We start from the raw sequence: 12043 nt of genomic DNA, 5'->3' as shown, positions 1-12043 counted from the left end.
GGTGGAGCAGGCGATCCTCGCCCAGAACTGCCCCCCGGCCCGCCATACGGCCATCTTCACCTGCTACAACGTCACCGCCATGGCATCCGGCGCGCTGGGCGGGCTGGCCGCCGCCGCCCTCGGGCTCCAGACGTGGACATCGGCCCCGGACGCCGCCTTCGCCCTGTACGCGGCCCTGGCGGCCGGCACCGTGACACTGTTCTGGCACCTGTCGCCGCAGGCCGAAGCCCCCGAGACCGCACGACCCGACCGGAGCGGGCACCGCGTGCGGGTGCCGGGCCAGGTCCGCCTGCTGGCCGGGCTGTCCGCCCTGGACGCCCTGTCCGGCGGGCTGGCCGTCCAGGCCGTGCTGGCCTGGTGGTTCGCCCACCGCTACGGCGCCACCACCACGCAACTGGGCCTGGTGTTCTTCGCCGCCAACCTGCTGCCGGCCCTGGCCCAGCTCACCGCGCCGCTGCTGGCCGCCCGGCGCGGCCTGCTGGCCACCATGCTCCTTCCGCACACGGTGGCCAACCTGCTGCTGGCCTGCATCCCGTTCGCCCAGAACCTCGCCACCGCCGTCACCCTGCTGCTGCTCCGCCAGACGGTCTCCAAGATCGACGTTCCGGCGCGGCAGGCCTTCACGGCCGCGGTCGTTCCCACCGCGCACCGCACGGCCGCCGCCAGCATGACCAGCATGGCCCGCAGCATCGCCGTCTCGGCCGCTCCCATCGCCGCCACCACGCTGCTGACCGGCACCCTGGCCGCGCTGGGTGCTCCGCTGCTGCTCGGCGCGGTCCTGGGCCTCGGCTACGACCTCGCCCTCTGGCGCGCCTACCGAGGCGCACCTTTGGCCGAAGGCTGAGCGATCGCCCAGCCGGTCGGTGTCACAGGAGGTCGGTGTCACAGGAGCCGGCGGGCGAGGGGCAGCCTGGTCCGGGTGATCAGCGCCGCCGCGCTCGCCAGAAGGGGCAGCCCGATCACCACGGCGACGAGAAACGGCCACGGTATCGCGATCGTGGCGGGATCTCCGGCGCCGTTGCCAGGCGGGTGGCGGCCGGCGTGCCGCCGACGACGAGGACGAGCGCGCCGCCGAGCCAGCCCCACAGGCCGGGGCCGGGGTCGGGCATGTTGCGGTAGCCCTCCTCGGAGGCGACCGTGACGCGGGGGGTCACCTTGGCCAGATCACGCGCCAGCGTCGAGTCCGCCGACGGCCGGTACATGGCGTAGAGCTGGCGCTCCGCCGTCGCTTCAGACGGCACGCAGGTACTGCCGCGGATAGCGGTCCCGGAGGGTGGCCGGTTCGAGGCGCGCGGCCGCGCGCAGCGGCCACGACGGATCTCGCAGTGCCTCCCGTCCCAGGAGGACGACGTCGGCGGAGCCCTCGCCGAGCACGGTCTCGGCCTGGTCCGGGTCGGTGATCAGGCCGACCGCGCCGACCGGCAGCATCGCCTTGTCCCGCACCTGCCGGGCGAACGGGACCTGGTAGCCGGGGCCGACCGGGATCCGCTGGTCCGGGTCCAGCCCGCCGGTGCTGACGTCGAGCAGGTCCACTCCGCGGTCGTGCAGGAGCCGGGCCAGATCGACCGTCTCCTCCGGCGTCCAGCCGCCCTCCACCCAGTCGGTGGCCGAGACCCGGACGAGCAGGGGGCGCTCGGCCGGCCATGCCCCGCGCACGGCATCGACCACCTCCAGCAGCAGCCGGACCCGGTTGTCGAAGCTGCCACCGTAGCGGTCCGTCCGCCGGTTGGCGCGCGGCGAGAGGAACTGGTGCAACAGGTACCCGTGCCCGGCATGGATCTCGACGACGTCGAAGCCGGCCGCGGCCGCGCGCCGGGTCGCGGCGGCGAAGTCCGCCACGATCCGGTCAAGGTCGGCGACACTCGCCTGTGCGGGTGTGGCATAGCCGCGGTAGGCGAGCGGCGACGGCCCGAGCGCGGTCCAGCCGCCTTCCGCCGCCGGGATCGAGCCGCTCCCGAGCCCGGGCGGAAACGTCGACGCCTTGCGTCCGGCGTGGCCGAGTTGCACGCCGATCGGTGTGCTGTGCGCATGCGCGAACGTCGTGATCCGCCGCCAGCCCGCGACCTGCTCGTCCGACCACAAGCCGGTGTCCCGCGGGCTGATCCGCCCCTCCGGCGAGACCGCGGTGGACTCGGTGAGCACCAGTCCGAAGCCACCTGTCACCCGGGCGCCGAGATGGACGAGGTGCCAGTCCGTCGGTACGCCGTCGGGGCCGGCGCTGTACTGGCACATCGGCGACAGCCACGCCCGGTTCGGCAGGGTGAGCTCGCGCAGCGTCAGCGGGCTCAAGAGCGTGCTCATGCCGGCACCCCCAGGAACGCGCGCGCGTTGGCGGCGAGCGTGGCCACGTCGAGGCCACCCGCCTCGGCGAAACCGACGGGGTCGCGCTGCGCCATGTCGAAGGGATGGTCGCTGCCGCACACCACGGCGTGCTTCCCTGCCTTCGCGGTGAGCAGGCCGAGCAGCGCGCGATCGTGGGTGACGGTGTCGAACCACAACGAGCGCACGGTCTCGCCCGGCGGCCGGGCCGAGTCGCGCCGCACGTCCGCGCGGGTCCGCCACCCGTGGTCCCAGCGGCCGAGCAGGCCGAGCGCGCATCCGCCGCCGTGCACGAAGCAGATCCGCAGGTCCGGCAGTTGCTCGACGACCCCGCCGAGCAACAGCGCCGCGACCGCGGTGGCCGTCTCGACCGGGTTGCCGACCAGGTTCGCGAGGTAGTGGTCGCGCCACTCCGGGCGCGGGAGCTGCATGGGGTGCACCAGCACGGACAGCCCCTCCGCGGCGGCGACGCCGAGGACGTGCCGCAGTACGCCGCGGTCGAGCGAAGCGCCGGCGAGCACGGGCGGGACGGCCACCCCGGCGACCCCGGGCAGCGCGGCGAGCCGCTTGAGCTGCGCCGTCGCCGTTTCCGCGTCGTCGAGGGACACCAGGCCCAGCCCGGCCAGGGCCCCGCCCGAGCCGCCCACGACCTGGGCCAGCGCGTCGTTGAAGGCGTCCACGTACGGTGCGGCGGGGCCGGCGACCGGGAAGGCGAACGGAGGAGCCGAGAGCACCCGGACCCCGATCCCGGCGGCGGCCATGTCGTCCAGGATCGCGGGCACGTCGCTCATCGCCCGGGTCGGGATGGACAGCGGGACGTCGCCGAGGTGGAGTTCACCGTCGCGGTCGTGCAACGGGCCGTACGGCGCCCCCGGCGGGAGGTCGAACAACTCGGGCGGCAGCCAGTGCGCGTGGACGTCGATCGGGCCGTCCGCGAGGGGACCGATCATCGAACGGCCCCGGGCAGCGGGAGCGGCGCGTTCGCGCTGTCGAGGTGCTCCACGGTGGTGAAGACGAGGTCGGTGTCGCCGATGTTCTCGATGTCGTGCAACAGGTACTGCCCCGCCCCGAAGACGAAGTGCCGTGTCTCGCCGGCGGAGTAGGAGACCTCGCGCGTGGTCCCGTCACTGGTGTGCTGGCGACTGCGGCCGGCGTTCACCGCGGTCCAGAAGTAGTCCAGGACGTGCCGGTGGGCGTGCCAGCGCTCGCCGGGCGCGAGCCTGATCTCCCAGACCCGGACCCGGTCGGTCCCGCTGAGCAGCCTCGAGCCCACCTCGCCGTCGTGGGCGTGCGCGTCGAACTCGGCGCGCAGGTCGTCGGACCAGCCGTCGAAGCCGGTGGCCACCAGGTCGCCGGCCAGCGGCAGGTCGGGCAGGGAAGCGGTGTCGGACATCTCATCTCCTCATCTGGTTGTGTGTCAGCGGCCGGGGCCGTAGAGCCCGAAGCGCAGGCTGGGGTCTCCGGGCGTCCAGGTGTTGTGGACCTGTGAGCGTTCCCCCATCGCCACCACGCGCTCCAGCAGCCTGGCGCTGAGTTCGAGCTGCCCGGGCTCCCATTTGCGCAGGGCGGCGGGGATGTCGCCGTCGGCGGCGGCGAGGGCTTCGGCGAGCGCCCAGGCGTCCGCGGCCGCCTTGGCGGTGCCCGCGGCGGCGTGTGGGCGTGCCGCCGCGGCCGCGTCGCCTACCAGGGCCACCCTGCCCTCGGCCATCCGCGTGGAGCGGATGTCGGAGACCACCTGGATGAAGGGGTGTTCGGTGGCCGCGATGACCTCGGCCGCGGCGGGCGCGAGCGACCGGGAGGCCGCCTCGCGCATGTCCTCGACGTAGCGGTCCTGGACCTGGCCCGGGTGCAGGGACACGGTGCCGGTGAAGCCGCGCTTGTCGATGAGCATCTCCGCGAGTTGTCGGCCTGCCGGCACGTTGCGGTACCAGACGTAGTTCATCAGCCGGTCCCGCGGGCCGGTGCCGCGCTCGCCGGGGATCGGGTAGAGCGTGATGTGCGAGTGCGGCACCACGCTGTAGGAGATGGCGTCACCGAGCAGGGCGCGGGTCGTCCCGCTCAGCTCGTGCTCCGGTACGGTGCCCCGCCAGCCGATGTAGCCGGAGTATTCGAGCCGGGCGCCGGGATCGAGCAGGGGACGGCCGGTCGAGGTGATGCCGTCGGCGAAGACGACCAGCTCGGCCTCGGCACGGCGGCCGCTGACGAACCGGACGGTGGCGTGCTCGGCCTCCTGCGCGACGCCGCAGGCGAACTCCCCGAGGTGGTAGTGGTCGGTGCCGAAGTCCGCGAGCAGGCCCCGGTAGAAGGTGCCCCAGGAGGTATGGGTCCAGCGGCGCCGATCGCGGTGCACGATCCCGTTGTCGCGGTCGAGGTACTGGACGTACTCCGTCGCGGTGCTCAGGGCGTCGAGGCTCTGTGTACTGCGCTCGGTGAACCACCGTACGGTGTCGGGCTGCAGGACGATCCCGCCGCCCCGCCCGTCCAGCGGGTTGGGGGTGCGCTCGAACACCTCGACCGAGAACCCGAGGTCGCGCAGCAGCAGGGCGGTGGTCAGCCCGCCGATGGATCCGCCGATGACGGCGGCGCGGGCACCTTCGTAGCGGGACGTCACCGGGTCTCCTCTCCGGCGCTGACCGCGTCGCGGTCGGGATGGCTGGACGGGGCGGCCGGTACGGGGTCGTCCGGGAGCGGGGCGCCGCGGGTCTCGGGTGCGGCGAACAGGGCGAGCGAGCCCAGCATCCCGACGGCGACGACGCAGGTCGTGGCGAGCCCGAGGTCCCCGCCGAACCAGGAGGCGGCGACGACGCCGGCGACCAGCGGGCCGCTCGCGGTGATGTAGCGTCCGATCCCGTTGTAAAGCGCGATGCCGGTCGCCCGCACGCTCGGCGGGAAGAGCTCGGGTCCGTAGACGAGGATCCCCGACAGGGCTCCGTACAGCCCGAACCCGACGATCGGGATGACCAGCAGGAACGTGGTGTGGGTGTGGGAGAAGGGGAACAGGAACGCCACGCTCGCGCCGGAGATCGCGAAGCTGGTGGCGAAGGCCCTGCGGCGCCCGATCGCGTCGGCGAGGAAGCCCCAGGTGGCGTAGCCGAGGATGCCGCCCGCGTTGAACAGCATCGACGCGACCGCGACGCGCTCGTTGGCAACGGCGGCGGGCAGGTCCGCCGCCGCGGCCGCCTGCCGGATCACCTGCGGGTACCAGGTCGAGACGCTCCAGAAGGCGACCAGGGAGCCGGTGGCCAGCCCTGTTCCGATCAGCGTGTGGCTCAGCAACGGGCGGGTCAGCAGCCGCCGAAGCACGAACCGGTCCTGCGCTGTGCGGTGCCCGCGGGCCTTCCGTTGCCGGCGTGCGGCGATGCTGCCGCTGATCTCCGGCGGCTCGGGGACGTGCCGGCGGATGAAGTACACCAGCAGCGCGGGGATGACGGCGATGCCCATCATCAACCGCCAGCCGTGCCCGCCGAGGACGGCGTAGGCCAGCGCGGCGATGAAGAACCCCATGGCGTAGCCGGACATCATCACGCCGGATGCCCGGGCCCGGTGGCGGTTGCGCCAGGCCTCGGCGACCAGCGCGGTGCCGACCGGAGCTTCCACGCCGGACCCGAGGCCGGCGATGAACCGGAAGACGCCGAGCTGCCACCAGGTGTCGGCGAACGCGGCCAGCGCGGTGAACACGGCGTACGTGATGATGCCGGCCGACAGCACTTTGACGCGTCCGAAGTGGTCGGCCAGCATCCCGAACAGGATGCCGCCCGTGCCCCATCCCAGCAGGAACAGCGCGACGGTGAGGCCGCCGTAGAGGCCGATGCTTCCGGCGTCCGCGGCGATATCGCTGTGCGGCAGCAGTTCGATCATCGCCGGGCCCAGGACCAGCCCGTACAGGCTGGCCGCGAACCCGTCGAGGGCCCAGCCCATCGTCGTGCCTGCCAGGACCAGCCACTGCGTGCGGGTGATCTCGGCGCGCCAGTGGCCGGGCGGCGATTCGTACGATTCTTTCGACATGGACGTTCTCCTTGGCCGGGGGGTGCGGAGGTCAGTTGAGGCGGCCGGGCGTGTCCGTGCCGTACCAGTCGACGTCGTCGGGCGCGGTGCGGGCCACGACGGTCTTGATCCAGGTGAAGTCGTCGAAGGACTCGGCGCCCGCGTCGCGGCCGGTGCCGGACTCCTTGATCCCGCCCCAGGGCAGCGAGGGCTCCAGGCGGTGGTGGTCGTTGACCCAGACCATCCCGGCCGCGATCCGGTCCGCGACGCGGTGTCCGCGGGCGAGGTCGCGGGTCCAGACGCCGGCGCCGAGGCCGTACCGGTTGTCGTTGGCCTTCGCGACGGCGTCGGCCTCGTCCTCGAACGGCACGACGACGGCGACCGGGCCGAAGATCTCCTCCTGCGCCACCCGCATGTCGTTCGAGGCGCCGGCCAGGACGGTGGGGCGGACGAAGAAGCCGCCGCTCAGCGGCTCGGGCAGATCGGGGACGCCGCCGCCCGCGACGAGCCGCGCGCCCTCCTCCACGCCCACGGCGATCATCCGCAGGACCTTGTCCCGTTGCGCGGCGCTCACCATCGGGCCGAGCTGGGTGCGGGCGTCGGACGGGGCGCCGATCCGGATCGCCTCGGCACGGCGGGCCAGCGCCGAGACGAAGCGGTCGTAGACGCTCCGCTGCACGAGGAACCGGGATCCGGCCACGCAGGACTGGCCTGCCGCGACGAAGGCCGCGAACGCCGCGCCCTCCGCGGCCACCTCGGGATCGACGTCGTCGAAGACCACGATCGGCGTCTTGCCGCCGAGCTCGGCGGTGACGCGCGCGAACCGCGCCGCGGTCGCCACGGCGGCGGCGCGCCCGGCCTCGGTGCCGCCGGTCAACGTGATCTTGGCGATGTCCGGGTGTCCGGTGAGCCGCTCGCCGACCTCGCGACCGCCGGTCACGACGGTGACCACGTCCTCCGGCAGGCCCGCCTTGTGCAGGAGGCCGACCAGTTCGAGCGTGGACAGAGGGGTCAGTTCGGACGGCTTCACCACGACCGTGTTGCCCGTGGCCAGGGCGGCGGAGAGGCTGCGCGCCAGGATGAGCAGCGGGTGGTTGAAGGGCGTGATGATGCCGCAGACGCCCAGCGGCGCCCTGCGCTGGTAGGTGAGATAGGGGCCGTCGGACGGCAGCACCGCGTCGCGCTGTGCGGCGAGCAGGCCGGCGTTGTAGCGGAACCACTCGGGAACCCGGGAGAGCTGGGCGCGCGTCTCGGTGACCGGCCGGCCGTTGTTGCGGGTCTCCAGCCGGTACAGCGACTCCGCGGCTTCCTCGATCACGTCGGCCGCGCGGAGCAGCAGCCGGCCCCGCTGGGTCCGGGTCAGCGCCGGCCACGGCCCGTCCAGGAACGCCGCCCGCGCCCGGCGGATCGCCGCGTCGACCTCGCCGGGAGTGCTGTCCGGCACCGTACGGATCACAGCGCCGGTGGCCGGATCGATGATCGGCCGGTCCCTGGGTTCCTCGGGGGAGTTCGACATGCCATGACCTCCGGTGATGCGACTTCGATGAACTCAGTGTTACGGCGAAGTGTCGCCAGGACCATATTCGAAATGACACTGTTTCCGGTATCTGATGTGGTGCTGTACATTCACGACATGGACGGCGGAGATGCGACGGAGCTGCGCAGCTGGCTCGCGGCGGTCAGCGCCCTGACGGCGGCCGTCAATGCCGGCAGGGGGCTGCGGGACGTCCTCGACCTCGTCGCCGCGACCGCCCGGGAGCTGCTCGGGCTCGACTTCTGCGGCGTGCTCGTGCCGGACCCCGCGGAACGGAACCTCGTGATCGCCGGCTGGAGCGGGCTCACCGAGGAGTACGTCGCCCGGGTCAACTCCGACCGGCCGGTCCGGCTGGAGGCCGACGCGTCCGGCGGCGCCCCGTCCAGCCGGGCGTACCGGTCGGGCCGGCCGTGCGCGGTCGCCGACATCTCCCTCGAGCCCGACTTCATCTGGGGCGGCGTCGCCCGCGAGCAGGGCTACCGGTCCATGCTGTCGGTCCCCCTGGTCACCGCCTCCGGCGTGATCGGCACGTTGAACAGCTATCGCTCGGCCGTGCACGAGTTCGGCCCCGAGGAGATCGACCGGCTGCAGTTGCTCGCCGAGCACGCGGCCCTCGCCATCACCTCGGCACGGGTGCTGGACGATCTGCGCGACCAGCGCGACCTCGTGATGCGCTCGGAGAAGATCCACGAACGCCTGCTGCGCGTCGCCGTACGCGCGGGCGGGGTCGAGGGCATCGCCGGCGCCCTGCACGATCTTCTCGGCGCTCCCGTGCTGGTCCAGGGCGTACGCGGCGAGGTCCTCGCCCAGGCCGGAGGTCCGCCCACTCCGGAGGACCTCCTCAAGGCCGGAGCCGGCCGGCGCGCTCCGGACGCCGGGCTCGTCCGCGAGCAGGGCCCGCACGTCGTCGCCGACGTCGTCCTCGAAGGGGAGGTGGCCGCCCGGGTCTGGGTTCCCGGCCGGGCCGGCGCGCTCGCACCTCTGGACCGCCGGGCCCTCGAGCACGCCTCCATCGTGCTGTCCCTCGAACTCCTGCGCCGGCGCACCGCCCTCGAGGTCGAGCAGAACCTGCGCGGCGACCTCCTCGCCGACCTCCTCGCCGGCGCCGACCCCATGTCGCCCTCCGTACGTGATCGCGCCGGCCTGCTCGGCCACGATCTCGTCCGAGACCATCTCACCCTGGTCGCCCAGGTGACCACGGGCGGGGGCCCGGCTCCGGCGGGCGCCGTCCAGCGCGCGCTGACCGAGGCCGTCGCGCTCGCGTCCGGTGTGCGTCCCCGACCGCTCGTCGCGGTTTACCGCGACGTCATCGTCGCCCTGTGGCCCGTCGTCGCAACCGGCCCCGCCGCGGGCAGACCCGCCGCCGACGCGCTCCGGCGGAGCGTGCGTTCTGCCCGCGGGGTCGACGACGCCACCGTCGCCGTGTCCGACCCGGCCCAGCGCGACCCCCTGAACGCCTACCGCACGGCACGCGGCGCACTCACCGTCGCCGGCCATGCCGGGCGGAGCGGCGGCACGATCACCCTCGACGATCTCGGCGTCGCGGGGCTTCTCCTGCAACTCGGCGATCCCGTGCGGCTGCGGGCGTACGCCGACCGTACGCTCGGCGCCCTGCTCACGTACGACCATGACCACGGAGCCGCGCTGCTGCGGACCCTCCGCACCTACCTCGACTCGGGCGTGGACCGCCACCTGACGGCCCGCGCCCTCACCCTGCACCCGAACACCGTGAGCCAGCGCCTTCGCCGCATCGAAGCCCTCACCGGCCTCGACCTCCGCTCGTCCCAGGCAGTGGTCGACGCCCGTGCCGCCCTCATCGTGCTCGACGTGGCGGAAGGAACCGACGCCGCGCATGACCGGGTGTGAGCCTGTCTCCCGGCTTGGCGTCGGTCCCGCCGGGAGTCCGGGTCACGCGGTCACGAAGGTCATCACGCTTCGAGCGGGAAGCGTGACGGTGAAGGAACCGTTCGACACGCTGGTGGTGCCCTGGGGTGCGACGTTCCTGCCCGCGTCCGTCAGCCAGGACGAGACCCTGGACGCGGTGCTGTTCCTCAGGGTGAACTGCTGGCTCACCGCGGAGGTCCCCTTGTTGATGGCGACCACGACGATCGTGGAGCTGCCACCCCGGTACGCCGACACGTAGAGGTTCGACGCCGGGCTCGCCGTCGCCTCGATCCGCACGTATCCGGGGCGGACGAACCTGGCGAAGTGTGCCATGTTGGCGCCGCGCTTGCTGATCTGGCCGTCCTCACGCATGGGGCCGTAGCCGCGCCGGATGTACCACCAGATGTACGCCTGGAACTCCGCCTCCACCATGGCGCGGTGGAGGTGCTCCCCCACGTCGAGCGCCTGCGGCCACAGGTCCGCCGAATCGGAGCTGTTGGGGTAGTAGACCTCGGTCATCCAGAGTTCCTTGCCCGCGCCCTTCTGCTTGAAGAGGGGATAGGGGAAGTTCGCGAACGATGTGCCGTAGAGGTGAGCCCCGATGATGTCCACGTTGGCGAGCGCCGTGGAGTCGTTGAGGATCGGGTCCGACATGTTCTTCAGGTACTGGAAGGATTCGGGCGCGATGACCCTGGTGCCGATCGAGCCGGCGTTCTCCCGCAGGAACCGCACCATTTCGGCGGGAGTCCACCACGTCCAGTCATGCGCGTAATCGGGCTCGTTCTGCACCGATATGCCGTACAGGTTCACCCCGTTGTTCCGCAGGTAGGTGGTGAAGTCGTTCAGGTGCTGGGCATAGGCGCCGTACATGTCGTATCTGAGGCGTCTGGCGTTGGTCTGACTGCCGCGGACGAAGGTCTCGACCATGCGGGCGGGCGGATTCCACGGCGACGCGATGACGGCCGCCCCGAGCTCGCTCGCGCGCCTGGCCGTCGCCAGATCACGGCCCCAGTCCGCCTGGTTCTCGGGGACGGGGATCCTCAGCACGGAGAACCCCAGCCGGCCCTCGCCGGTGCCGAACGCCGTGTCCCGCTGGGCAGCCGTCAGGTCGCCGATCCAGGCCGTGTGGGTCATGCCGCCGAAGCCCCGTATCGTCTGACGCTGCGCCGACGCGTCGATGACCGCAGCGGCGGCAGCCGTCGCGGCCGGTGTCGCGGCCGTGAGGACCGGCAGGGCCCCCATCGTCACCAGGACGGTTCTCCGGCTCAGCGATCGCCGCTCGCCGCCGGCGGGCTCGTTCCGACCTTGCGTCATGTCTCCTCCTCGTGGCTGTTGGCGCCGAGTCCTTTGGGAGCGCTCCCACTTTCGGAATGCGCCTCGGCCTAGCATCGGCAGCAAGAGTGTCCAGAGTCGCTGATTTCCCGCGTACGGCCTGCGCTGATTGTTCGCGCTAACATCTCTGCAGGAACGTAAAGCCCTTACTGCGACCCGTCAACCGGCGCGGCGGCACGGTCCTTCCTGGAGGCGGCAAATTAACTCCTTATTCGCCGCAAATTACGCAGTTTCCGACTGGTGACTTCTGTGAAACTTTCACGCAGGCATTCCGACAACAACAGCCGCCGGCAGGCACGTCAGCCGGCCGTCGGGATCTCTGTCCGTTCGCGCGGGGTGGCGGGCGGGAAGAGCGTGGCGACGGCGCGGATGACGGCGGCGCGGCGGGCGGCCGGGCTGGGGTCGGCGGCGGCACGGGGGGCGACGGCGCCGAGTTCGGTCTGGTCGATCCAGGTCATGGCGATCTGGACGACCAGCGCCAGGATGTCGATGGGATCCCAGGCGGGATCGAGATCGCCGTCGGCCTGGGCGGCCCGGATTTTCTCGATCTTGGCGGGGAGCGTGCGCAGGACGGCGCCGGTGTAGGCGGCGGGAACCTCACTGGGTGCGGCGGCCCGTTCCAGGCGGCCCCAGAGGATGAACCGGTGCCGGTCGGGGTTGGCGGTGAAGTAGTCGAACAGCTGGCCGGCATAGGAGGGCAGGTCGGCGGGGTCCAGGTGGGCGGCGTCGGCGGCGGCGACGAGTTCGGCGGAGGCGACGTGCTCGTAGAGCCCTTCCTTGCTGCGGAAGTAGGCGTAGACGCGTTCCTTGCTGGTGCTGGCGGCCTTGGCGATCCGGTCGACGCGGGCGCCGGCGATCCCGTGCTGGGCGAACTCCGCGCGGGCGGCGGCGATGATCCGGTCGTGGGTGGAATCGGTGCTGGCCATGCCCCAAGCGTAGTCAACCGAACCGTTCGGTTTGACCTCGCCGATCCGGCGAGTAGTGTGAGAA

At 72.4% G+C, this 12043-nt stretch carries 11 protein-coding genes; 2 read left to right on the top strand and 9 right to left on the bottom strand.

The window, feature by feature from the left end:
• The coding region (locus tag ACWDX9_RS19560; RefSeq protein WP_449955684.1) for a hypothetical protein at window positions 1-844 on the top strand (844 nt) is incomplete at its 5' end.
• A gap of 115 nt (window positions 845-959) precedes the next feature.
• Here ACWDX9_RS19560 and ACWDX9_RS19555 read toward each other — a convergent pair.
• Genes ACWDX9_RS19555 through ACWDX9_RS19525 form a run of 7 tightly spaced genes read right to left on the bottom strand, consistent with a single transcriptional unit; the run spans window position 960 to window position 7819 of the window.
• On the bottom strand, window positions 960-1241 hold the full coding sequence (locus ACWDX9_RS19555) for a hypothetical protein (RefSeq protein ID WP_449955681.1): 282 nt from the start codon (window positions 1239-1241) through the stop codon (window positions 960-962).
• Window positions 1231-2301 carry an NADH:flavin oxidoreductase/NADH oxidase gene (locus ACWDX9_RS19550; protein WP_449955678.1) on the bottom strand — a complete coding sequence of 357 codons (1071 nt, stop codon included), beginning with the start codon at window positions 2299-2301 and terminating at the stop codon, window positions 1231-1233. Before ACWDX9_RS19550 ends, ACWDX9_RS19555 begins: the two co-directional genes overlap by 11 nt.
• Window positions 2298-3269 (bottom strand): amidohydrolase family protein, encoded by a 972-nt coding sequence (locus tag ACWDX9_RS19545; protein ID WP_449955676.1) that lies wholly within the window; start codon window positions 3267-3269, stop codon window positions 2298-2300. The genes ACWDX9_RS19550 and ACWDX9_RS19545 overlap by 4 nt, the downstream gene beginning before the upstream one ends.
• Complete coding sequence (locus ACWDX9_RS19540) at window positions 3266-3712, bottom strand: hypothetical protein (protein WP_449955673.1); 447 nt, start codon at window positions 3710-3712, stop codon at window positions 3266-3268. The genes ACWDX9_RS19545 and ACWDX9_RS19540 overlap by 4 nt, the downstream gene beginning before the upstream one ends.
• 24 nt (window positions 3713-3736) lie before the next feature.
• Window positions 3737-4930, bottom strand: a complete 1194-nt coding sequence (locus ACWDX9_RS19535) for an FAD binding domain-containing protein (protein WP_449955670.1) — start codon at window positions 4928-4930, stop codon at window positions 3737-3739.
• The gene (locus tag ACWDX9_RS19530) at window positions 4927-6324 is read right to left on the bottom strand and encodes an MFS transporter (RefSeq protein WP_449955667.1); all 1398 of its coding nucleotides are present in this window, start codon (window positions 6322-6324) and stop codon (window positions 4927-4929) included. The genes ACWDX9_RS19535 and ACWDX9_RS19530 overlap by 4 nt, the downstream gene beginning before the upstream one ends.
• 31 nt (window positions 6325-6355) lie before the next feature.
• Window positions 6356-7819 carry an aldehyde dehydrogenase gene (locus tag ACWDX9_RS19525; protein ID WP_449955664.1) on the bottom strand — a complete coding sequence of 488 codons (1464 nt, stop codon included), beginning with the start codon at window positions 7817-7819 and terminating at the stop codon, window positions 6356-6358.
• Window positions 7820-7936: 117 nt separating this feature from the next.
• Here ACWDX9_RS19525 and ACWDX9_RS19520 point away from each other — a divergent pair, with 117 nt between their 5' ends.
• On the top strand, window positions 7937-9703 hold the full coding sequence (locus ACWDX9_RS19520) for a helix-turn-helix domain-containing protein (RefSeq protein WP_449955661.1): 1767 nt from the start codon (window positions 7937-7939) through the stop codon (window positions 9701-9703).
• Between the two features lie 42 nt (window positions 9704-9745).
• Here ACWDX9_RS19520 and ACWDX9_RS19515 read toward each other — a convergent pair whose 3' ends face one another.
• Window positions 9746-11035, bottom strand: a complete 1290-nt coding sequence (locus tag ACWDX9_RS19515; RefSeq protein WP_449955658.1) for a glycoside hydrolase family 30 beta sandwich domain-containing protein — start codon at window positions 11033-11035, stop codon at window positions 9746-9748.
• Window positions 11036-11352: 317 nt separating this feature from the next.
• Window positions 11353-11979, bottom strand: a complete 627-nt coding sequence (locus tag ACWDX9_RS19510; protein ID WP_449955655.1) for a TetR family transcriptional regulator — start codon at window positions 11977-11979, stop codon at window positions 11353-11355.
• Window positions 11980-12043 lie beyond the last annotated feature (64 nt).

This window comes from Nonomuraea sp. NPDC003201 (assembly GCF_053590415.1).
This window is presented reverse-complemented; position numbering and strand designations above follow the sequence as displayed.